The organism is Luteimonas rhizosphaericola, from assembly GCF_029888045.1.
GTDB lineage: Bacteria > Pseudomonadota > Gammaproteobacteria > Xanthomonadales > Xanthomonadaceae > Luteimonas > Luteimonas rhizosphaericola.
Genome location: NZ_JARXRN010000020.1, coordinates 20,445 through 42,247 on the forward strand (window position 1 = coordinate 20,445; position 21,803 = coordinate 42,247).

16 protein-coding genes and 3 tRNA genes are annotated in these 21,803 nt (G+C 70.4%); 14 read left to right on the top strand and 5 right to left on the bottom strand.

The window, feature by feature from the left end:
* The 4 genes from QFW80_RS04005 to kdsB are packed head-to-tail and all read left to right on the top strand — an operon-like array spanning position 1 to position 3,984.
* On the top strand, positions 1-432 hold the full coding sequence (locus tag QFW80_RS04005) for an ExbD/TolR family protein (protein WP_280600000.1): 432 nt from the start codon (positions 1-3) through the stop codon (positions 430-432).
* Positions 429-2,207, top strand: coding sequence for a lipid A export permease/ATP-binding protein MsbA (msbA, locus tag QFW80_RS04010; protein WP_280600002.1), 1,779 nt, complete (start codon positions 429-431; stop codon positions 2,205-2,207). Before QFW80_RS04005 ends, msbA begins: the two co-directional genes overlap by 4 nt.
* Positions 2,204-3,226: a tetraacyldisaccharide 4'-kinase gene (lpxK, locus tag QFW80_RS04015; protein WP_280600003.1), complete on the top strand. Its 1,023-nt coding sequence runs from the start codon at positions 2,204-2,206 to the stop codon at positions 3,224-3,226. The genes msbA and lpxK overlap by 4 nt, the downstream gene beginning before the upstream one ends.
* Positions 3,223-3,984: a 3-deoxy-manno-octulosonate cytidylyltransferase gene (gene kdsB, locus QFW80_RS04020; protein ID WP_280600005.1), complete on the top strand. Its 762-nt coding sequence runs from the start codon at positions 3,223-3,225 to the stop codon at positions 3,982-3,984. Before lpxK ends, kdsB begins: the two co-directional genes overlap by 4 nt.
* Before the next feature lie 36 nt (positions 3,985-4,020).
* Here kdsB and QFW80_RS04025 read toward each other — a convergent pair whose 3' ends face one another.
* The gene (locus QFW80_RS04025) at positions 4,021-5,541 is read right to left on the bottom strand and encodes a 2OG-Fe(II) oxygenase family protein (RefSeq protein ID WP_280600007.1); all 1,521 of its coding nucleotides are present in this window, start codon (positions 5,539-5,541) and stop codon (positions 4,021-4,023) included.
* Positions 5,542-5,602: 61 nt separating this feature from the next.
* Here QFW80_RS04025 and QFW80_RS04030 point away from each other — a divergent pair, with 61 nt between their 5' ends.
* From QFW80_RS04030 to QFW80_RS04065, 8 genes are all read left to right on the top strand, one after another.
* Positions 5,603-6,097 (top strand): low molecular weight protein-tyrosine-phosphatase, encoded by a 495-nt coding sequence (locus QFW80_RS04030; RefSeq protein ID WP_280600008.1) that lies wholly within the window; start codon positions 5,603-5,605, stop codon positions 6,095-6,097.
* Positions 6,098-6,106: 9 nt separating this feature from the next.
* A complete protein-coding gene (locus tag QFW80_RS04035; RefSeq protein ID WP_280600010.1) occupies positions 6,107-7,531 on the top strand; it encodes a thioredoxin-like domain-containing protein in 1,425 nt (474 codons plus the stop codon).
* Positions 7,528-9,498 (top strand): excinuclease ABC subunit UvrC, encoded by a 1,971-nt coding sequence (gene uvrC, locus QFW80_RS04040; RefSeq protein WP_280600011.1) that lies wholly within the window; start codon positions 7,528-7,530, stop codon positions 9,496-9,498. Before QFW80_RS04035 ends, uvrC begins: the two co-directional genes overlap by 4 nt.
* On the top strand, positions 9,495-10,145 hold the full coding sequence (gene pgsA / locus QFW80_RS04045) for a CDP-diacylglycerol--glycerol-3-phosphate 3-phosphatidyltransferase (RefSeq protein WP_280600012.1): 651 nt from the start codon (positions 9,495-9,497) through the stop codon (positions 10,143-10,145). Before uvrC ends, pgsA begins: the two co-directional genes overlap by 4 nt.
* A tRNA-Gly gene (locus QFW80_RS04050) sits at positions 10,136-10,211 on the top strand. Before pgsA ends, QFW80_RS04050 begins: the two co-directional genes overlap by 10 nt.
* An 81-nt stretch (positions 10,212-10,292) precedes the next feature.
* A tRNA-Cys gene (locus QFW80_RS04055) sits at positions 10,293-10,366 on the top strand.
* 49 nt (positions 10,367-10,415) lie between these two features.
* Positions 10,416-10,499: transfer RNA gene (locus QFW80_RS04060), tRNA-Leu, on the top strand.
* Between the two features lie 19 nt (positions 10,500-10,518).
* The gene (locus tag QFW80_RS04065; RefSeq protein ID WP_280600014.1) at positions 10,519-12,141 is read left to right on the top strand and encodes an FMN-binding glutamate synthase family protein; all 1,623 of its coding nucleotides are present in this window, start codon (positions 10,519-10,521) and stop codon (positions 12,139-12,141) included.
* 12 nt (positions 12,142-12,153) lie between these two features.
* On the opposite strand, the gene QFW80_RS04070 is transcribed toward QFW80_RS04065, so the two are convergent.
* The 4 genes from QFW80_RS04070 to QFW80_RS04085 form a co-directional block, all read right to left on the bottom strand.
* Positions 12,154-13,449: a dicarboxylate/amino acid:cation symporter gene (locus QFW80_RS04070; protein WP_280600015.1), complete on the bottom strand. Its 1,296-nt coding sequence runs from the start codon at positions 13,447-13,449 to the stop codon at positions 12,154-12,156.
* Between the two features lie 162 nt (positions 13,450-13,611).
* On the bottom strand, positions 13,612-14,454 hold the full coding sequence (locus QFW80_RS04075; RefSeq protein WP_280600017.1) for a MurR/RpiR family transcriptional regulator: 843 nt from the start codon (positions 14,452-14,454) through the stop codon (positions 13,612-13,614).
* Between the two features lie 10 nt (positions 14,455-14,464).
* Positions 14,465-15,562 (bottom strand): dipeptide epimerase, encoded by a 1,098-nt coding sequence (locus QFW80_RS04080; RefSeq protein WP_280600019.1) that lies wholly within the window; start codon positions 15,560-15,562, stop codon positions 14,465-14,467.
* A 43-nt stretch (positions 15,563-15,605) separates the two neighbouring features.
* Positions 15,606-17,021, bottom strand: coding sequence for a C40 family peptidase (locus QFW80_RS04085; protein ID WP_425603507.1), 1,416 nt, complete (start codon positions 17,019-17,021; stop codon positions 15,606-15,608).
* Between the two features lie 199 nt (positions 17,022-17,220).
* On the opposite strand from QFW80_RS04085, the gene QFW80_RS04090 reads away from it, so the two are divergent.
* Together QFW80_RS04090 and QFW80_RS04095 are read left to right on the top strand one after the other, a co-directional pair.
* Positions 17,221-18,711 (top strand): transglutaminase-like domain-containing protein, encoded by a 1,491-nt coding sequence (locus QFW80_RS04090; protein WP_280600021.1) that lies wholly within the window; start codon positions 17,221-17,223, stop codon positions 18,709-18,711.
* A gap of 43 nt (positions 18,712-18,754) precedes the next feature.
* Complete coding sequence (locus QFW80_RS04095) at positions 18,755-21,796, top strand: TonB-dependent receptor (RefSeq protein ID WP_280600022.1); 3,042 nt, start codon at positions 18,755-18,757, stop codon at positions 21,794-21,796.
* The last annotated feature ends 7 nt before the right edge of the window (positions 21,797-21,803 follow it).

Consider the following 21,803-nt stretch of genomic DNA (forward strand, 5'->3'; position numbering starts at 1 on the left):
ATGCGCATCCGCGACCGCCGCGCCGAGGACGTGCCGGAGATCAACCTGGTGCCGCTGATCGACGTGATCCTGGTGCTGATCATCTTCTTCGTGATCACCACCACCTTCGACGCGCGCTCGGTGCTCAAGCTCGAACTGCCGCGTGCCGGCGGCGAGCCGAACACCCAGTCCGAGTCGCTGAGCCTGCTGATCAACGCCGACGGCCGCTACTTCGTCGGCGACCGCGAGGCGCTGCGCACCGACGTCGAATCGCTCAAGCGCACGATCGTGGAAGTCGCCGGCGACGATCGCGAACGGACCGTGCTGCTGCGCGCCGACGCGCGCACCCCCTGGCAGGCGGTGGTGACCGCCTACGACGCGCTGGGCCAGCTCGGCTTCACCCGCATCGCCAACGCGACCGCGCCCGAAGCGCCCGCCCCGGCGGCGCCGTGACTGGGAGCGCCGCCCACGCGACTGCCGACGCCCAGGGCGCCTGGCCCGTCTACCGGCGGCTGCTGGGGCACGCCTGGGTGTACTGGCCATTCCTGCTGGTGGCGGTGGTGGCGATGGTGATCGAGGCGCTGGCGGGCGCCGCGTTCGTGTGGCTGATGGAACCGCTCACCAACGACGGCTTCGTCGACCCCAAGCCCGAGATGGCGATCGTGTTGCCGCTGTCGATCGTCGGCCTGTTCCTGCTGCGCGGCATGGCCACCTTCGCCACCGACTACGGCATGGCGCGGGTGGGGCGCAGCGTGGTGCGCGACCTGCGCGAACTGGTGCTGGGCAAGTACCTGCGCCTGCCGAGCAGCCGCTTCGACACCGAATCGGTGCCGGCGATGGTGAGCCGGCTCAACTTCGACACCGAGCAGGTCACCCAGGCCAGCTCGGACGCGCTCAAGGCGATCCTGACCGACGGCCTGACGGTGCTGTTCCTGTTCGGGCTGATGCTCTACACCAGCGTGAAGGTGACGCTGGCGATGATCCTGATCGCGCCGCTGATCGGGGTGCTGGTGTGGTACGTGGGCGGCCGCTACCGGCGCATCAGCCGCGGCATCCAGGACGGCATGGGCGACCTCGCGGCCAGCGCGGAGCAGTCGCTGGCCGCGCAGCAGGACGTCAAGGTCTACGGCGCGCAGGGCTTCGAACGCGCGCGCTATTCCGGCTTCGCCAACCGCATCCTGCGCCTGAACATGAAGGTCGAGACCACGCGCGCGGCCTCGTCCGCCCTGGTCCAGATCCTGGCCGCGCTGGCGCTGGCGGCGATCGTGTGGGTGTCGGTGCGCGAAGCGCTGGTCGGGCGCCTGAACCCGGGCGAGTTCGTGCAGCTGATGACGGCGATGATGGGCATCATCCCGTCGCTGCGCCGGATCACGAACGTTCAGAGCGTGATCGGGCGCGGCGTGGCGGCGGCCGAGCGGCTGTTCTCGGTGCTCGACTCGGCCGAGGAACCCGACACCGGCGCGCGCCCGGTGGCGCGCGCGCGCGGCGAGCTGGTGTTCGACCACGTCTCGCTGCGCTACGCCCGCGACGACGACGAGCGCCACGCCCTGCACGACATCAGCTTCCGCGCCGCGCCGGGCACGGTGACCGCGATCGTCGGGCGCTCCGGCAGCGGCAAGACCAGCCTGGTGCGGCTGGTGCCGCGCTTCTACGAGCCGAGCGCCGGCACGATCACGCTCGACGGCGCGCCGCTCGACGACTACCGCCTGTCCGATCTGCGCCGGCAGATCGCGCTGGTGGGGCAACGGGTGATGCTGTTCGACGACAGCGTCGCGGCCAACATCGCCTACGCCGCCGAGGCCACGCCCGAAGCGCTGCGCGCCGCCGCCGAGGCCGCCAACGCCTGGGAGTTCATCGAGCGTCTGCCGCAGGGCATGGACACGCCGATCGGCGAGAACGGGGCGATGCTGTCCGGCGGCCAGCGCCAGCGCCTGGCGATCGCGCGCGCGATCCTGCGCGACGCGCCGATCCTGATCCTGGACGAGGCCACCGCCGCGCTCGATACCGAATCCGAGCGGCTGGTGCAGGAAGCGCTGAACCGCCTGATGCCCGACCGTACGACGCTGGTGATCGCGCATCGCCTGTCGACCATCGAACACGCCGACCAGGTGCTGGTGCTCGACCAGGGCCGGCTGGTGGAGCAGGGCACGCATGCCGAGCTGCTGGCGCAGGGCGGGCTGTACGCGCACCTGCACCGGATGCAGTTCCGCGACGGCGGCGAGGCGTGAGCCGAGGGTCCGGCCACGCGCCGCGCCACTGGTACGCCGATGCCCCGGTGCCGCTGGCCGCGCGCGCGCTCGCCGGGCTGTACGGCGCGGTGGCCGGGCTGCGCCGCGATCTCTACCGCCGCGGCGTGCTGCGGCGACAGCGCGTGGCCGTGCCCGTGATCGTGGTCGGGAATCTCGTCGCCGGCGGCAGCGGCAAGACGCCGCTCACCATCGCCCTGGTCGAACGGCTGCGCGCCGCGGGCTGGACGCCGGGCGTGGCCAGCCGGGGCTACGGCCGCGCGGACGCCGGAACGCCGCGCTGGGTGGAGGCCGGCACCGACCCGGCGCTCGGCGGCGACGAGCCGGTGCTGGTCGCCACCCGCACCGGCGCGCGCGTGCGCGTGGACCGCGACCGCGTCGCGGCGGCGCGCGCGCTGCTCGCCGAGGGCTGCGACATCGTGGTCTGCGACGACGGCCTGCAGCACTACCGGCTGGAACGCGACCTGGAGATCGAGGTGATCGACGGCCGCCGCCGCTACGGCAACGGCCGCCTGCTGCCGGCCGGCCCCCTGCGCGAACCGCCCGCGCGCGGCGAGGGCTGCGACTTCCGCGTGCTCAATGTCGGCGAAGCCACCGACCTGGCCGCCGGCTTCGGCGAGTGGCCGATGTGGTTCGAGGCCGGCCCCGCGCGCCCCATGCGCGGCGGCCGCTCCAAGCCGCTGTCCGCCTTCGCCGGGCAACGCGTGCACGCGGTCGCGGGCATCGGCGATCCGGAGCGCTTCTTCGCGATGCTGCGCGGCCACGGCATCGCGGTGGTCCCGCACGCCTTCGGCGACCACCACGCCTACACGGCGGAGGACCTGCGCTTCGGCAGCGACCTGCCGGTCCTGCTGACCGAAAAGGACGCGGTGAAGTGCGCCGCCTTCGCCACCGACCGCTACGCCAGCGTCGGCATCGACGCGCGCCTGCCCGAAGCGTTCTGGGTGGCACTGCTCGACCGGCTGCCGGCAGCGCCCCGCAAGGAGTCCGCGAGCCCATGACCGACACCGGCTTCGTCGTCGCCATCCCCGCCCGCCACGACGCCACCCGGCTGCCGGGCAAGCCACTGCGCCTGCTCGGGGGCGAGCCGCTGGTCCTGCACGTCGCCCGCCGGGCGCTGGCCGCCGGGGCGCGCGAAGTGTGGGTGGCGGCGGACGACGCGCGCATCGCGGCCGCGCTGGAGGGCAGCGGCGTGCGGGTGGCGATGACCGGCCACCACCACCAGTCCGGCACCGACCGGCTGGCCGAGTGCGCCGACATCGCCGGATGGAGCGACGACACCATCGTGGTCAACCTGCAGGGCGACGAGCCGTTCGCGCCGGCCGCGGGCATCCGCCGCGTCGCCGCGCTGCTCGCGGACGGCAGCGCCGGCATGGCGACTCTGGCCGAGCGCATCACCCAACCGCCCGTGCTGTTCGATCCCAACACGGTCAAGGTGGTGGTGGCCGACACCGGCCACGCGCTGTACTTCAGCCGCGCGCCGATTCCCTGGCACCGCGACGCGTTCGCGCGCGACGGGACGATCACGGTCCCGGGCGAGTGGCTGCGGCACATCGGCATCTACGCCTATCGCGCCGGCTTCCTGCGCCGCTTCTCGGCCATGCCGCCGGGCCGCCTGGAGCGGATCGAATCGCTCGAACAGCTGCGCGTGCTCGAGGCCGGCCTGCCGATCGCGGTGGCGCTGTCGCCAGAGCCGTTCCCGCAGGGTGTCGACACCCCAGAGGACCTCGCCCGGGCCGAAGCACTGCTGCGCGGATGATGGCCCCGACTGGCCCATCGACTCCCTGGGACCGGGTCAGCCCGTCGGCATGACGTCGAAGGCGATGCTGATCCGCGGTTGGGAGTCTTCGAACGGAATGGTCCGGTGGTAGAAGTACGAGGGGAAGAGCAGCAACAGGCCTTCTTCGGGTCGCATGGTGTTCAGCAGGGGCTCGGCCCTCCCACCGATCGCGCCAGCCACGCGTCCGAACTCCAGGCAGCCGGCGTCGTTTCTGGCGCCGTGCATCGAGGGCGGGAGGCGCACGTAGTAGACCCCGCTGACGCTGCCGTCGGGGTGGAAGTGCGGCTGCTGGTGGCCGAGGCGATCGAGCACCACGGCCCATCCGGTCAGGCGCCATCGTTGCGGGAGTCGCTGCGTGTACGGGTGGGTCGGCAGCGATGCGCGCAAGGCGGCGACGAAATCCTGTATCGCCAGCTCGATCGCCGACACCAGTGCGGCGATCGCGGCGTCGGTCGATGCGAACAGCTCCCCGGTCTGGCGCCCTCCACGGGTGGCCTTGTCGCGTGGCTCGAATTCAAGATCGCCTGCCGCCAGGACGTGGCGCGCGAGCGCGCCGTTGAACGCGTGCATCGAATCGAATCCGGCGGGTACCGGGAGCGAGCGGCGGAGCAGCAATCGGTCCACATCCAGGATGGCCAGGGCCTCGTCCCGACGTCCCAGCTCCAGTAATGCCACTGCCTTATACGCAAGCGGCTTGCACAAGTGAGCGGGGGTGATGCGCAGATATCCCTCGCACGCGGCCAGCGCCGCTGCCGGGCGACCGTCGCGCAGCAGGGAAATGCACAGGTTGTTCCATGCATCCATGTCCCGGGGGTCGCGCCGGATCGCGATCTCGAACGCATTCGCCGCTTCGGCGTTGCGTCCCGCCGCCTGCAACGCCACACCGAGGTTGTAATGTGCGCGGGGTGCGTCCGGCCGCACCCGCAGAACCTCCCGGTACCAGCCCAGAGCCTCGTCGTGTCGCGCCTGGTCGACGAGCAGGCCCGCCAGCCGGGTCATTGCCGCGACGTGGCCAGGCTCGATCGAGAGCGTGACGCGGAGCGCTTCCATCGCTGCATCGGCATCACCGGCGTCCGCGAGCGTGCATCCAAGGTTGAAGCGGGCCAGGGACGAACTCGCGTCCACTGCAACGGCCTGCCGATGGCTTTCCAGGGCGTCCCGCACACGTCCCAGGCGTCGCTGGGCGATTCCCAGGTTGACCAGCGCAGGCAGGTGATCGGGATGCAGAGCGACGATGCTTTCGAAGGCGGTCGCGGCGGCGGCGAAGGCCCCCGACTGTGCGTGGGCCGTGCCGAGCGCTTCCCACGCTTCGATATAGCCGGGCGCGAGTGAGGCTGCGCGTTCAAGCTCCTTGATGGCGAGGCGCGAACGGCCCGCCTGCAACTCGAGTACGCCGAGTGCATAGTGGACTTCCGCATCTCCGGGATCCGCGCTGAGCGCAGCCCGGTACAGCCTGGCGGCTTCTTCCAGACGACCTGCGCGGTGGCACCGCACGGCTTGCGCGAAGTGGGCGCTGGATGGCCTGTCATCTGTCACGGGCGCGATTATAGGATCGGTGGTCTACGGGCGGCAGACGCTCCACTCTATAATCGATCGAATGAAGGTCCCCCATCGCATCCTGCTCGTGTGCCTGGGCAACATCTGCCGCTCGCCGCTGGCCGAAGGGCTGCTGCGCCATCACCTGGCTGCGGCGCGGCTCGGGCACCGGGTCGAGGTGGATTCCGCCGGCACCGGCGGCTGGCATGCGGGGGAACCGCCGGACCGGCGGACGATCGCCAATGCGCGGACCCACGGGATCGACCTGTCGGCCCTGCGCGCGCGCCAGCTCCGCCCCGCCGACTACCACGAGTTCCACTGGCTGCTGTGCGCCGACCGCGCCAACCTCGTCGAGGTCCGGGCGCGCGCGCCGGTCGATGCGCCTGCGCGCAGCGCGCTGCTGCTGGAATGGGCGGGGCTGGGGCAGGGCGCGGAGGTCCCCGACCCGTACACCGGTGGCCCCGAGGCCTTCGAGCATGTCTGGGGGCTGGTCGATCGCGCCACCCGGGCCATCGTCCAGGGCTTCGCGGACCGGACCCGGGCGATTGACGCATAATCCCCGCAGATGGATGCGACCACCGCCCCCGAATTCCCGCCGAACATCGAGTGGCTGAACCTGCTGGCGCCGCTGCGCATGGCGCAGCTGCGCGGCAAGGTCTGCGCGCTGGCGTTCGTGAACGCGGGATCGGCCTGGTGCCAGCACCGCCTGGCCGACCTCGCCCGCCTGCGCGCCCGGCACGGCGAACGCGTGAACGTGGTGGCCGTGCACGTGCCCAAGTTCGAGAGCGAGCGCGACGGCCGCCGCATCGGCAAGCGCCTGAACCGCCAGCGCTACGACTTCCCCATCGGCCACGATCCGGACTGGACCCTGTGGCAGCACTACGGCATCGAGGCCTGGCCGACGGTGGTGCTGATCGACGGCGAGGGCCGGATCCGCGACCGCATCGTCGGCGACGGGCCAGTCCGCGAGCTGGACGCGCGGGTCAGTGCGCTGGCGGCCGAGCTGGTGCCGACGCTGCCCAGCGCCGATCCCATCGAGATGCGCCGCGGCGGCGAACCTCCGCTGCCGCTGCGGTTCCCGACCGGGCTGGTGGTCTCCGGGAACTACCTCTACGTGGCCGACAGCGAACACCACCGGGTGCTCGAGTGCGACCAGGCCGGCCGCGTGCTGCGCCAGTTCGGCAGCGGCGGTCCGGGGTTCATCGACGGCCCGATGGAGCTGGCCGCGTTCAACCGCCCGCACGGCATGTGCGTGTGGCGCGACGCACTGTACGTCGCCGACAGCGGCAACCACGCCGTGCGGCGGGTGGAACTGCGCAGCGGCGACATCGACACCATCTGCGGCGCGGGTCGCGCCGGCACGCCCGCCGAAGGGACGATCCTCGACCCGCGGTCGATCGCCCTGGACCAGCCGCGCGCGATCGCGCTCAGCGGCGCGGCGCTGTTCATCGCCACCGCCGGGGACAACCGGTTGTGGAAGTACGACCTGGGCAAGCAGGCGCTGTCGCTCGTTGCCGGCTCCGGACGCCTGGCGGTGACCGACGGCAACGGCGCGGGCGCCGCCTTCGCCGAACCCTCGGCGCTGGCCGCGGTGCAGCAGGTGCTGTACGTGTGCGACGCGGCCGGCTCCGCGATCCGCAGCGTCAACGTGCGGTCCGGCGCCGTATCCACACTGGTGGGCCAGGACCAGTGGCAGTACGGCAACACCGACGGCGCCCGCACCGATGCGCGTCTGCAGCAGCCGCTGGCGATCGCGCTGGATCCGGATTCGCCGCTGCTGTGGATCGCAGACGGCGGCAACGACGCCCTGCGCTGCCTGCGCCTGGGCGGAGGCGAGCTGTCCACGGTCGAACTGCCGCAGCGGCTGCACGGGTCGGCCGGCCTGGCGGTGGCCAACGGCACGGTCTGGATCGCCGACACCGATGCCCATGCCGTGCTCCGCTTCGATTCGCGCACCGGGGCCCTGCGCCACGTCCCGATCGGCGAATGACGGACGCAGTATCCGGGTCCGCCGCCCGCGCGGCCGACGCGACCCCCTTCGACGGCAAGGCCTTCGCCCGCGGACTGAGCCTGGCGCCGGGCGTCTACCGCATGATCGCGGCCGACGGCAGCGTGCTGTACGTCGGCAAGGCCGGCGCGCTGCGCAAGCGCGTGGCCAGCTACTTCAGCAATGCGCCGCGCCCCTCGCGCACCGCCGCGATGCTGGCGCAGGTCGCACGCATGGAGGTGACGGTCACCCGCACCGAGGGCGAAGCGCTGCTGCTGGAGAACCAGCTGATCAAGTCGCTCAAGCCGCGCTACAACGTGCTGCTGCGCGACGACAAGAGCTATCCCTACGTGCTCGTCACCCAGGAACCCTGGCCGCGCCTGGCGCTGCACCGCGGCCCGCGCAACGTGCCGGGACGCTACTTCGGCCCCTACCCGGGCGTGACCGCGGTGCGCGAGACGCTGAACATGATGCACAAGCTGTTCCGGCTGCGCAGCTGCGAGGACAGCGTGTTCCGGAACCGCTCGCGGCCCTGCCTGCAGCACCAGATCGGGCGCTGTACCGCGCCCTGCGTGGGCCTGGTGGCGGCGCGCGAGTATGCCGATTCGGTCCGCCGCGCGACCCTGTTCCTGGAAGGCCGCAGCGACGATCTCGCGCGCGAGCTGGGCGATGCGATGGAGGCGGCGAGCGCGCGCCTGGACTTCGAGGAGGCGGCGCGCCTGCGCGACCTGCTCACCGGCGTGCGCTCGATGCAGGCGCGGCAGTACGTGGACGGCCGCGCGGCCGAGCTCGACGTGCTGGCGGTCGCGATGCAGGGCACCCAGGCCTGCGTGCTGCTGCTGGCGTTCCGCGACGGCCGCAACCTCGGCACGCGCGCGTTCTTCCCCCGCACCAACGGCAGCGACAACCCGGCCGAGGTGCTGGCCGCGTTCGTGTCGCAGTACTACGCCGAGCAGCCGCCGCCGCGCGAGATCGTGCTCGACCGCGCGATCGAGGACGTGCCGCTGCTGGAAGAGGCCTTCACCGCGGCGGCCGGCCGCAAGGTGCAGCTGCGCTGCAACGTGCGCGGCGAGCGTGCCGGCTACGTCGACCTGGCGCGCCGCAACGCCGAGCTGTCGCTGGCCACCGAACTCGGCAGCCAGGCCGCGCAGCAGGCGCGGATGGACTCGCTGCAGGCGCTGCTGGGGCTGGACGCGCCGCCGGCGCGTATCGAGTGCTTCGACATCAGCCACACGATGGGCGAGGCCACCGTCGCCTCGTGCGTGGTGTTCGACCCGGACGGCCCGGTGCGCGGGCAGTACCGGCGCTACAACATCGCCGGCATCGAGCCGGGCGACGACTACGCCGCCATGCAGCAGGCGCTGCAGCGACGGTTCCGGCGTGCCGCCGAGGCGCTGGAAACGGCGGCCGCGGACGCGACAAGTGCGCCGCCGGTGGCGGGGTCCGAGGGCGCGACGCGCGAGCGCCGGGTCGATGCCGTGCTGCCGGACCTGCTGCTGATCGACGGCGGGGCAGGGCAGGTGGCCCAGGCCCGCGCCGTGCTCGCGGCCAACGGCCTCCAGGACCGGGTGATGGTGGTGGGCGTGGCCAAGGGTGAGGAACGCCGCGCCGGCCACGAACGCCTGCTGCTGCCCGACGGAGGCGAACTGCGCCCCGGCGCGGATTCGCCGGGCCTGCAGCTGATCCAGCAGGTGCGCGACGAGGCCCACCGCTTCGCGATTACCGGCCACCGCGGCCGCAGGCAGAAGGCGCGCAACGTGAGCCGGCTGGAGGACATTCCCGGCATCGGCCCGCGCCGGCGCGCCAGCCTGCTCAAGCATTTCGGCGGACTGGCGGGGCTCAAGGCCGCGGGCGCCGAGGAGATCGCCAAGGTGGAAGGCATCAACGAGGCGCTCGCCGGCCGGATCTATGCGACCCTGCACGGATTGCAGGAAGCCGCTCCCCCCGGCGCAGCCCCATCATCCAAATGAAGTTGACCGTTCCCACCTGGCTTACCTTGCTGCGGATCGTGTTGATCCCGGTCCTGGTGGCCGTGTTCTACATGCCCTCGCAGTGGACCAATTTCGCCTCGGCCTTCGTGTTCATCCTGGCCGCGGTGACCGACTGGCTGGACGGCTGGATCGCGCGCCGCTTCCACCAGTATTCCGCCTTCGGCGCGTTCCTCGACCCGGTGGCCGACAAGCTGATGGTCGCGGTCGCGCTGTTCCTGATCGTGCAGGGGCACCCGACGCCGTGGATGGCGTTCTGGGCGGCCGTCATCGTGGGCCGCGAGATCGCGGTCTCGGCGCTGCGCGAATGGATGGCCGAGCTCGGCCAGCGGGCGACGGTGAAGGTCGCGGCGATCGGCAAGATCAAGACCATCGCCCAGATGGTGGCGCTGTCGTGCCTGCTCTACGCGATCAACCCGCGCCACCCGCTGCAGCCCGGCACCGACATCTGGATGGGCGAGACCGTCTTCCACATCGGCGACTGGCTGCTCGGGGCCGCGGCGCTGCTCACCCTGTGGTCCGGCCTGGCCTACCTGCGCGCGGCCTGGCCGGTCCTGCGCGCGGCCGAGCGATCGGCTGTTGACAGCACCCGGGCAGGCGGTAAAATGCGCGGCTCAACGCGGGAATAGCTCAGTTGGTAGAGCGCAACCTTGCCAAGGTTGAGGTCGCGAGTTCGAGTCTCGTTTCCCGCTCCAGTTCCAGCAGGCCCCGGCACCGCCGGGGTTTTGTTTATGCGGCCCCGGGACGTGTATCGTTCCGTCCTGGCGGCAGTCACCGGCCTGGTGGCAGAGTGGTTATGCAGCGGACTGCAAATCCGCGTACGCCGGTTCAATTCCGACCCAGGCCTCCATCCTTCCGCCGTCGTTGGCGCCAGCCGTCCGCTGGCGCGACAGGCCCATGCCCGGGTGGCGAAACTGGTAGACGCAAGGGACTTAAAATCCCTCGGCCGCAAGGCCATGTCGGTTCGATCCCGACTCCGGGCACGCACATTCCGGGAGCCCGATGAGCCGTTATTCCGCGTACGCCGCCTGCCTCGTGCTGACCCTCGCCTCGCTGCTGCTGGCGATGCGCATGCCGGGATGGTGGTGGGCGGTGGCGGTGTTCGGCGCCCTGGCCGTGCTCGGCACGGTGGACCTGGTGCAGCGGCGCTCGACGCTGCGGCGCAACTATCCGCTGCTGGCGCACCTGCGCTACGGCCTGGAGTCGATCCGGCCGGAGATCCGCCAGTACTTCATCGAGGACAACCTGGTCGAGGTACCGTTCTCGCGCGAGAAGCGGGCGCTGGTGTACCAGCGCGCCAAGGGCGAGCGCGACACGGTGCCGTTCGGCAGCGAGCATGATCCCTACAGCGTGCACTACGAATGGATCAACCATTCGGTGGTACCGGCGCACGCGGACTCGCACGATTTCCGGGTGCTGGTCGGCGGCAACGGGTCGACGCCCTACGACGCCAGCGTGTTCAACATCTCGGCGATGAGTTTCGGCTCGCTGTCGGCCAACGCGATCCGCGCGCTCAACGCCGGCGCGCGGCGCGGCGGCTTCTACCACGACACCGGCGAGGGCTCGATCTCGACCTATCACCGCGAGCATGGCGGCGACCTGGTGTGGGAGATCGGATCGGGCTATTTCGGCTGCCGCGACGATTCGGGCCGCTTCAGCGAGGAGCGCTTCGTCGCCAACGCGCGCGACCCGCAGGTGCGGATGATCGAGCTCAAGCTCTCGCAGGGCGCCAAGCCCGGCCACGGCGGGGTGCTGCCGGCGGCCAAGGTCACGGCCGAGATCGCCGCCGCGCGCGGCGTGCCGCAGGGCGTGGACTGCGTGTCGCCGGCGGCGCATTCGGCCTTCTCCACGCCCATCGGGCTGCTCGGATTCATCGCCCGGCTGCGGGACCTGTCGGGCGGCAAGCCGACCGGGTTCAAGCTCGCGATCGGGCATCCCTGGGAGTGGTTCTCCATCGCCAAGGCGATGCAGGAGACCGGCGTGCTGCCGGATTTCATCGTGGTCGACGGCGCCGAGGGCGGCACCGGCGCATCGCCCTCGGAGTTCATCAACCACGTCGGCCTGCCGATGCACGAGGCGCTGATGCTGGTGCACAACACCCTGGTCGGGCTCGGCCTGCGCGACCGGGTGCGGCTGGTGGGGGCGGGGCGGATCGCCAGCGCGTTCGACATCGCGCGCACCGTGGCGATGGGGGCGGACTGGTGCAACGCGGGCCGCGGCTTCATGTTCGCGCTGGGATGCATCCAGTCGCGGACCTGCCACAGCGACCATTGCCCCACCGGCGTGGCCACCCAGGACCCGCGACGCTGGCGAACGCTCGACGTCGAGGACAAGGCCGCGCGCGTGGCCAACTTCCACGGCAACACGCTGCGCGCGCTGCGCGACCTGCTCGGTGCGGCCGGGCTCGACCATCCGTCGCAGCTGGGGCCTGAACACATCCTGCGGCGGGTCTCGGCCACCGAGGTGCGATCGCTTTCGGCGCTCTACCGGTTCCTCGAACCGGGCGAGTTGCTCGACAAGGTCCCCGAGCATGCGGTGTTCCGCACGTTCTGGCAGATGTCGCGCGCCGACACGTTCGCGCCGCCCGACCGGGTGCTGGAGATGCGGCGCAGCAAGCTGCTGTAGGCGGCGCGGCGCTCAGGCGTCGGGATCGATGTCGGACGCGTCGCCGGTCTGCCCGGTGCGGCGCGCGACCACCGCGGTCGCGGTGACGTCGGCCGAGGTGTTGGCGACGGTGGCGAACACGTCGGGGATGGTGTCCACCGCCAGCAGCACGCCCAGCGGCTCGACCGGCAGGCCGAGCGACTGGGTGATCGGCATGTTGTTGGTCATGAAGCTGACCTGGCCGGGCAGCCCGACCGAGCCCATGCTCACCACCACGCTCAACGCCACCGCGGTGCCGAGCTGGACGGCCGTCAGGTCCACGCCGTACATCCAGGCGATGAAGCAGGCGACCACGATGTACTGCGGCGGGCTGGCGATCCGGAACAGCGACACCGCCATCGGCAGTACCAGCGAGGTGATCGCGAGCGGATAGCCCAGGCGATGGCGCGCGCTCTCGATCATTACCGGAAGCGAGGCCAGCGAGGACTGGGTGCTGGCCGCGATCGCCTGCACCGGCAGCAGCGCCCTGGCGAAGCGGCCCAGGCGCTCGCCGGCGACGATGGTGGCGACCAGGTACAGCAGCAGGGTGATCGCGATGTACAGCGCGCACTGGGTGAGGATGTAGTAGCCCAGCGCGCTGAGCATGTCGATGCCCACGCGCGCGCACACCGCCAGCACCAGGGCGAACACGCCGACCGGGGCCGCCCACAGCACCCATCGCACGATCACGATCATCGTGTCGCCGAGGGTGCGCACGAGTTCGAGCATGCGGGCGCGGCGATCCGGGTCGATCCGGGTGAGGGCGAAGCCGAAGAACATCGCGAACACCACCAGCGGCAGCATCATGCTGTTGGCCGCGGCCGCGATCGCGTTGCTGGGAATGATGTTGACGATCCAGGCGCCGATGCCGGGCGCTTCGGCCAGGGTTTCCGGTGCCTGGATCGCGGCCCGGAACGAGGCGATCACCGCCTCGTCGCGCGGCACCATCGACAGGAATGCCGGCGCGGCCACCGCGGCGAACGCGCCCGCCAGCGTTAGCAGCACCAGGAACACGCCGATCGCCGTGCGCGCGGTGCGCCCGGACGCGGCGGCATCGGCGGCGGAATTCACGCCCACCACCACCAGCGCCGCGACCAGCGGCACCACGGTCATCTGCAGCGCGTTGAGCCACAGCCGTCCGACCGGCTGCACGGCATCGGCCACCTGGATCGCACGCGCCGGATCGAAGGCCGCGAGCAGCAGTCCGACGGCGGCGCCGAGCGCGAGCGCGATCAGCACCCGCGCGGGCATGGACAGGCGGGGGCGCTTGGCGACGGCGTCGGAGGTCATGGAGAGCGGGTCATCCGGAAACGGGAGGGGACTGGATAGCACGATGCGACCCGCCGTGCCGACGATCCGGGGCCAGCAGCCATCGCGTCGGGAGTCCGTTGCGTGGATCCACCGGTGCACCGGCCCCCTGGGCAGGGCGGCGGCGCCATCGACACGGCCGGCTCAGGCATCGAGCAACGAGCGCACGTGCTCATGGTAGTCGGCCAGCTGGCGGCGGCGCGACTCGTCGCCGCACAGCAGCAGGAACACCACGTCCAGCAGTTGCTGCAGCGCGGCCTGGTAGAGCAGCGGCTCGACGTGGCTGGCCTCGTCGTGCGCCGACACCAGCAGCGACAGGTCGGCGTGGGCACGCAGCGGGTTGGCGGTGTGTCGCGTGACCGACACCACCTTGCCGCCACGCGCGCGGAACAGCCGCGCCAGCTGGCACAGCGTGGCCGCCTGGCCGCGTTCGGAGAACAGCAGCAGTACGTCGTCGGGTTTCGAGGTCGCGACCTCGGCCGGCACCAGCACCGGGTCGAAATGATGGATCGCCAGGAACCCCAGCAGCGACAGGCGGATCGCGAACGCGCGCGCCATCACGCTGTCCTCGCCGATGCCGACCACGAACACCTTGCCGGCGTCGCGCAGCATCGCGGCCACGGCCTCCACCTGCTCGGGCGGATTGAGCAGGCGCGTTTCCTCTTCGGCCCGCGACTTGGCCTGCCAGAGGCCGCGCGCCAGCGCGGCCTGGCGGTGGTCGCCCGCGTCGGTGGCGGCCGGCACGTCGGCATCGCCGTTGCGCGCAATGGCCTCGCCGATCGAGTACTTGAGGTCCGGATAGCCCTTGAAGCCGAGTTTCTGGCTGAACTTGACCACGCTCGACTGGCTGATGCCCAGGGCGTTGGCCAGCTGCTGCGAGGAGTAGTCGCGCAGCAGGTGGGCGTTGTCGAGGATGAAGTCGGCGATGCGGCGCTCGATCGCCGACATCTGGCCGCGCTCGGAGCGGATGATCAGCAGCGGCTGCATCGCCGGGGCCTCAGGGACCGAGCGGCCGGTAGCCGCGGATCGCGCGGATGCCCAGGCCCGGCGCCTCCGACACCGAGATCTCCGATTCGTTGAACGTCACCCCGCCGTCGACCGGGTCGAAGGCGCACAGCGACGGCCCGTCGAGGTCGACCTTGGTGATCACGTCGGACTTGGCGATCGCCACGTGCACCGCCGCGGCGACGCTGATGCTGGTTTCGATCATGCAGCCGATCATGCACTCCACCCCGTAGATCGCGGCGATGTCGGCGATCCGGATGGCGTTGGAGATGCCGCCGGTCTTCATCAGCTTGATGTTGATGATATCGGCGGCGCGCTGCTCGATCAGTTCGATCACCTGCAGCGGGCCGAACACGCTCTCGTCGGCCATCACCGGTGTCTTGACCCGGTCGCTGACGTATTTCAGGCCGGCGATGTCCTGCGCCCGCACCGGCTGCTCGAGCAGCTCCAGGTGCACGCCGGCGTCCTCCAGCGCGTGCATCGCGTGCACGGCCTGCTTGGCGGTCCAGCCCTGGTTGGCGTCCAGCCGGAGCAGGGCGCGGCCCTCGACCGCGGCGTGGATCGCCTTGACCCGCTCCACGTCCAGGCCGATGTCCTTGCCGACCTTGATCTTGAGCGATTCGAAGCCGCGATCCACCGCCGACAGCGAGTCGGACACCATCTTGTCGATGTGGTCGACGCTGATGGTGATGTCGGTGGTGATCACCGGCTCGCCGCCGCCGAGCATGCGGTACAGCGGCGCCTCGTACAGCTGCGCCCACAGGTCGTAGACCGCGATCTCGACCGCGGCCTTGGCGCTTGTGTTGCGCTCGAGCGCGGTCTGCACCAGGCGCACGATGCGGTTGAGGTTGGCTACGTCCTCGCCGACCAGGCGCGGCGCGATGACCTTGCCGATCGCCTCGATCATCGAGCCGTGGGTGTCGCCGGTGATGACCGCGGTCGCGGCGGCCTCGCCGTAGCCGACGTGGCCGGTGTCGGTGTGGATCGAGACGATCAGGTCCTCGACCGTGTCCACCGTGCGCAGCGCGGTCTTGAACGGCGTCTTCAGCGGCACCCGGACCATGCCCAGGCGGACGTCGGTGATCTTCATGCTGGTTTCCCCGCGGCGCCGCGCGCCGCCTTCCCTGGTGCGGTCACGGACGGACGCGCTGGATGCTGGTGATGCGATCGACGGTGGCGGTGGTGGCATCGGACATCTTCGGCAGCAGCGGCGTCACCACCACGCCGTTGAGCCGGTAGCGGCGCAGCTGGCCGTCGTCGCCCAGCAGCGACATGCCGCTGGTGTCGTGGATCACGTACACGTCGTCGTTCGCGTGCCCCAGCACCATCATCACGTGGCCCGGGATGTAGAGCAGGTCGCCGATGTCCGCCTCGCGCAGCAGTTCGAGCCTCCGGTCGTGGCCGATGCCCTCCATCGCGATCCGGTCCAGACCCGGGCTGCGGGACTGGTCGCTGGTGTTGCGCGGGATCAGCAGGCCGAAGCTGCGGTAGACCTCGGATACGAAGCCGCTGCAGTCGCGGGCGTTGTAGCGGTGGCCCCAGCCATAGCGTTCGCCGAGGAACTTGAAGGCCTGGCGGATCAGGTTGGCGCGGGTGAGCGGGAGGTAGTCGTTCGCCACGTCGGCCGAGCGCGGGATCAGGGCCGGGGCGAAGGCCAGCGTGCCGTCGTCCTGCCGCACCGGCAGCTCCACCGCGTGTCCATAGCCCGGGTACTGGCCGTTGAGCGGCTGGTCGTCGGGCCAGGGCGCCAGCGGCACGCGCACGCCCATGTCGAGCTGCACGTTCGAGACCTCGGGGCGCTCGGGGGTATAGACCGTCTCGGCGCGCGCGCCGGTCACGACCAGATACGGGATGCGGCGGGTGTAGGCGAAGATCTCGGCCTTGTCGCCGAATGCGACCGCGTCAGCCTCGGTCCAGGCCGCGTAGGTCTGGCTCACCACGAACAGCCAGCGGCGGTCGCGGCTGCGGTGCACCACGGCCACCGGCATGCCGGGGAACAGCGCGCTTTCCTGGAAGCGGTCGATGTCGCGGTCATCGGGTGAACTGAACACGCGCAGGTGGGTGGGGAAGGTGCGCAGGTCGGCGCGGCGCACCACCATCGCGTAGCGCGTGACCTGGGTCTGCGGGATGGCGTCGAGGTCGAGCGCGGCGACCAGCCGGTCGACCGCGCGCGCGCTGCCTTCCTTGCCGGCTTCGTCGTAGAGCGTGCGGGTCGGGCGCGGCGAGGCGCCCTCGATCCAGGCGCGCACCTGCTCGGCTTCGAGCGTGACCGGCAGCCCTTCGACATCGTGCAGGGCGGGCTCGAGGCGCTGCATGTCCGCGTTGTGGGCGGCGATGCCCTCGGCGTCGAGGATCAGCGCGTCGGGCGCGTCCAGGCGGTCGATCCAGTACTGCGGCGACAGCTGGGCCTCGACCACGCCGGGCACGACCTCGCGGTCGGGCGCCGGCACCTGGGCGAAACCCGGCGACGCGAGCAGCAGCCAGGCCGCCAATGACCCCGCGAGCCATCCGCGTCGTGCCGCCGGCAGGTTGCGCTGCTTCAAAAGGATGCTCCGGGGAAATGGGGCGAAACCGCGGGGAAGGAATACATCATTCAAATTGCTTCAGTGTCAAGAATAATTTATTGACGAGGTCTTTCGGCCATGTTACACAGCCGGCAACACCTGCAAGAGGTGGCCGCGCGCCGTGGGGAACCGCATCCGTCCAGCAGCTTCGAGCCCGACCGGGCGCGGCGATCCGTGCCCGGCGATGCACTGGCCGCAGCGGCGCTCGGCACGCAGCAGCGTGCTCGTGCTGGGCGCCCTGGTGCTGCTGGCGATCGCGGGGCAGGGCAGGGCCGGCACCGGGCCAGTGGATGGCCAGGTGGCAGACGTGATCGAACTGGTCGACGCCGGCCGCTTCGCCGACGCGCAGGCGCTGATCGATCGCGGCCTCGCGGCGCATCCCGGTCCGGCGGACGCCGAAGCGCTCGCGTTCCAGCGCGAGCGGATGCGGCGCATCCTGCTCGACTTCACCCTGGACGAGGCGGCGCTCGAAGCCGCGGTGCGTCGCCAGGTTCCGGACCTGAAGCGCAGCGAATTCGAGCGCTGGCGGCGCGACGGTCTGTTCGAATCGATGGTGATCGACGGCCAGTCGCGCTATTTCAACCGGGCGCCGCACAATCTCTTCCGGCTGAGCGAAGAAGCGAGGGCGCGCCGCGCCGATCCGCGCCCGTTTCGCGACAGCCCGTTCGAACTGCGCCAGCACCCGCACCACGCGGAGGTCCGCCGGCAGGCCCTGGCCGAAGGACGCCCCGGCGTCGCACCGCGCCGCGTCCGCGTGACCCAGTCGCTGACGGTGAAGGCCGATGCGGTGCCGGCCGGCGAGACCGTCCGCGCCTGGCTGCCGTATCCGCGCGCGATCGAGGGGCAGCAGGAAGCGCTGCAGCTGCTCGGCACGCAGCCGGCGACGCATGTGCTCGCGCCGGACTCCGCCCCGCAGCGCACGGTGTGGCTCGAGCAGCCGGCACGCGCGGGGCAGCCGATTCGCTTCTCTGTCCGTTACGAACTGACGGTCTTCGGCCAGTACGTGGACGTGGATCCGGCCAAGGTGGTCCCCGTCGTGCCGACGGCGGAGCTCGCGCCGCTGCTGGCCGAGCGCGCGCCGCACGTGGTGTTCACCGACGCGATGCGCCTGTTCTCCGCCCAGGTGGTGGGCGACGAGACGAATCCGTACCTGATCGCCAGGCGGTTGTTCGACGCCGTCGATCGCATCCCCTGGGCCGGGGCCCGCGAGTATTCCACCATCACCAACCTCGGCGACTACGCGCTGAAGGCCGGCCACGCGGACTGCGGCCAGCAGACGCTGCTGCTGATCACCCTGCTGCGGCTCAACGGCATCCCGGCGCGCTGGCAGTCGGGCTGGATCTTCTCCGACGCCGGCTACGACAACATGCACGACTGGGGCTGGCTGTACCTGGCGCCCTACGGCTGGCTGCCGATGGACGTGACCTTCGGCCGGCTGGCGGGGGACGACCCGGCGCTCGAGCACTTCTACCTGGGCGGCTTCGACGCCTACCGCATCGCCTTCAACGACGATTACGGCCGCGACTTCGTGCCGGCCAAGACGCATGTCCGCTCGGAGACGGTCGACCTCCAGCGCGGCGAAGCCGAGTGGGACGGCGGCAACCTGTACTTCGACCAGTGGGACTACGACTTCGAATGGGAACTGCTGCCGCTTCCGGCCGCCTCCCGCACCTGAGCCACGCCAACCACCGCATACGTTTTCTTCGGGGAGAACCGCAATGAAGGCCAGCCACACGAGATTCCGACGCGCCGCGCTGTGCATCGCCCTAGGCGCCTGCATCGCCGCCACCACGCCGGTGGTGTTCGCGCAGAGCGTGACCGGCGCGGTCGCCGGCCGCGCCAGCGCCGGCGACCAGATCACCGTCACCAACGCCAGCACCGGGCTGACCCGGTCGGTGGCGGTCGGCCCCGACGGCGCCTATCGCCTGAGCCAGCTGCCGGTGGGCGACTACACGCTCACGGTCACGCGCGGCGGGCAGCCGGTCGGCGAGCCGATCGCGGTCAATATCGGCCTGGGCGGCACCACCAACGTCAACCTCGGCGGCGACGGCGCACTGGTCAACCTGGACGCGGTGCAGGTGGTGGGTTCGCGCGTGGTGAACCGGGTCGACGTGTACTCGACCGAATCGGCGACGAACATCACGAGGGAAGAGTGGGCGCGCCTGCCGGTGGACCAGAGCCTGAGTTCGGTCGCGCTGCTCGCCCCCGGTGTCATCGGCGGCAACTCATCGTTCGGTGGCATCTCCTTCGGAGGCTCGTCCGTCGCCGAAAATTCGGTGTTCATCAACGGGCTCAACGTCACCGACTTCTACCGGCGCCAGAGTTTCTCCACCGCCCCGTTCGCGTTCTTCCAGGAGTTCCAGGTCAAGACCGGCGGGTACTCGGTCGAGTTCGGCCGCGCGACCGGTGGCGTGATCAATGCCGTCACGCGCGCGGGCGGCAACGAATTCGACGGCGGCGTGGAGATCACCTTCGAGCCGGCAGCCTGGAGGGCGCGCGCCGACGACCACGAATTCAGCGCGCAGAACTCGGACGGAACCACGTCGACCGCGGTCTACCGCGCGAGTCGGGACACGAGCAGCTTTGCCAAGGCCAATGTCTGGGCATCCGGCCCGATCGTGAAGGATCGCCTGTTTTTCTTCGCCATGTACGAAGAGCGCGACAGCAATTCCAGGTACAGCAGCACCGGCGGCGGCGACTGGTTCAAGGGGTCTTCCGGGGACGGCTTCTGGGGCACGAAGCTGGACTGGCGCATCACCGACGACCACCTGCTCGAACTGCTTGCCTTCTCGGACGAGACCGAGACCGCGACCAGCACCTTCGCTTACGACTGGGACAGCGGGGAGATCGGCGAACTCACTGGCGACAACACCGTGCAGGGCGGCGGCAAGAGCGGTTCGCTGACCTACACCGGTCACTTCGGCGAGAACTTCGTCGCGAAGGCGATGTACGGGATCAACCAGAGCCGGAGCTTCTCCTTCTCTCCGGCGGACGGCCCCTGCGAGCAGATCTTCTTCGACGCCTCCTACCGCCCGACTTACGAAGCGATGGGGTCTCCGGTCCTGGGCTGTCATCCCACCTCGGCCATGATCGTGTCGCACGAGGATGAGCGCGAAGTCGGACGCCTGGACTTCGAGTGGTCGCTGGGTTCCCACCAGCTGCGCTTCGGCATCGACCACGAGTTGATGACGACCGACCGTACCAGCTTCTATCCTGGCCCCACCGGCATGCGCTATACGGCCTACACCGTGGCGCCCGGGGCCGAGCTGGACAACGGCAGCGTGGTGCCGCCCGGCGTCGACGCAATCCTGATGGGACGCCGCAGGATTGATGGCGGCGTGTTCGAGACCGAGGCCAGCGCCTACTACGTCGAGGACACCTGGAGCGTGACGCCGAGTTTCCTGCTGAACCTGGGCCTCCGCGTCGACAGCTTCGAGAACAAGACCGCAGCGGGCGGCAGCTTCATCAAGATGGACGACCTGGTTTCGCCACGTCTCGGCTTCTCCTGGGACATGAAGAGCGACGGCAGCACGAAGCTGTTCGGCAACCTGGGGCGTTACTACCTGCCCGTGACCAACAACATCAACTACACGTTCGCCGGCGGCCTCACCGACGAGCGCACCTTCTACGCGCTGGACGGCTGGCGCGAGGTCGCGAACCCCGTGACCGGGGCGCCCTACATGCAGCCGATCATCGGCGCGCAGATCGGCCCGGTCGACACCAGCTACAACGTCTCGGCCGGCGATCTGCGCCAGAGCGTGGACCGCGACCTCGATGCGGTCTACCAGGACGAAGCGATCCTCGGCTATCAGCAGATGTTGAGCCAGGCATGGTCGTGGGGCGTCAACGCGACCTACCGTCGCATGAAGAACGCGCTGGACGACGTGCGCATCAACCACACGCCCTGCGGCCCGGTCGGCTTCAACCTGTGGCCGATCGCCAACCCCGGCAAGCCGTTGACGATCTGGGGCGACGCGAGCATCGGCTGCGAGACGGAAGGCTGGATCACCATCGACACCTCCCAGGACGGATACGTGATGGGCGGCAGCGGGCAGGTGGTCGGGTACTCCGAACCGGAGCGCACCTACAAGTCGATCGAGATGCAGATCGACCGCGCGTGGGACGGCAAGTGGGCGTTCAACGCGTCGTACATCTGGTCGAAGTCCGACGGCAACCACGAGGGTCCGGTGAACTCGGACACCAACTACGGCGATACCGGCATGGTCCAGTACTGGGATCATCCTGCGAACAATCAGGACTACGGCCCGCTCTTCAACGATCGCCGGCACCAGGTGAAGCTGCGGGGAAGCTATGCGTTCAACGAGCAGTGGTCCATTGGCGCAAGCCTGACGGCGCTGTCCGGTGGCCCGATCAACGAGTTCGGCGTGACCTGGCCCAACGACACCACTGGCGCCGCGAGCTTCGTCACTGAAGGCTCCGGCGGCGGATCCTTCTGGCACTGCGTGCAGAACTGTTCCGGGGCGGTCACCGAACGCATCTACGAGTATGCGCCGCGCGGATCCGGTGGACGCCTGCCATGGACCTACAACGTGGGGGCCAACGTCACCTGGACGCTGCCCGTGGAGGGTACCGACCTGAAGGCGCGATTCTCGGTGTTCAACCTGCTCAACGATCAGGAAGTCATCAACGTCCGCCAGCGTTACGAGCTCGGCCCGGGCGTCGTACGCGGTCTTCATGGCACGGGAACCCGCTGGCAGTCGCCGCGCTACGCGCAGCTGGTCGTGACCTGGAACTTCTGACATCGAC

Bases quoted from the DNA above. Each gene is read 5' to 3' on its own strand.
- QFW80_RS04005 (WP_280600000.1), top strand. From the start codon at position 1: ATGCGCATCCGCGACCGCCGCGCCGAGGACGTGCCGGAGATCAACCTG.
- kdsB (WP_280600005.1), top strand. From the start codon at position 3,223: ATGACCGACACCGGCTTCGTCGTCGCCATCCCCGCCCGCCACGACGCC.
- QFW80_RS04030 (WP_280600008.1), top strand. From the start codon at position 5,603: ATGAAGGTCCCCCATCGCATCCTGCTCGTGTGCCTGGGCAACATCTGC.
- QFW80_RS04035 (WP_280600010.1), top strand. From the start codon at position 6,107: ATGGATGCGACCACCGCCCCCGAATTCCCGCCGAACATCGAGTGGCTG.
- uvrC (WP_280600011.1), top strand. From the start codon at position 7,528: ATGACGGACGCAGTATCCGGGTCCGCCGCCCGCGCGGCCGACGCGACC.
- pgsA (WP_280600012.1), top strand. From the start codon at position 9,495: ATGAAGTTGACCGTTCCCACCTGGCTTACCTTGCTGCGGATCGTGTTG.
- QFW80_RS04065 (WP_280600014.1), top strand. From the start codon at position 10,519: ATGAGCCGTTATTCCGCGTACGCCGCCTGCCTCGTGCTGACCCTCGCC.
- QFW80_RS04070 (WP_280600015.1), bottom strand. From the start codon at position 13,449: ATGACCTCCGACGCCGTCGCCAAGCGCCCCCGCCTGTCCATGCCCGCG.
- QFW80_RS04075 (WP_280600017.1), bottom strand. From the start codon at position 14,454: ATGCAGCCGCTGCTGATCATCCGCTCCGAGCGCGGCCAGATGTCGGCG.
- QFW80_RS04080 (WP_280600019.1), bottom strand. From the start codon at position 15,562: ATGAAGATCACCGACGTCCGCCTGGGCATGGTCCGGGTGCCGCTGAAG.
- QFW80_RS04090 (WP_280600021.1), top strand. From the start codon at position 17,221: ATGCACTGGCCGCAGCGGCGCTCGGCACGCAGCAGCGTGCTCGTGCTG.
- QFW80_RS04095 (WP_280600022.1), top strand. From the start codon at position 18,755: ATGAAGGCCAGCCACACGAGATTCCGACGCGCCGCGCTGTGCATCGCC.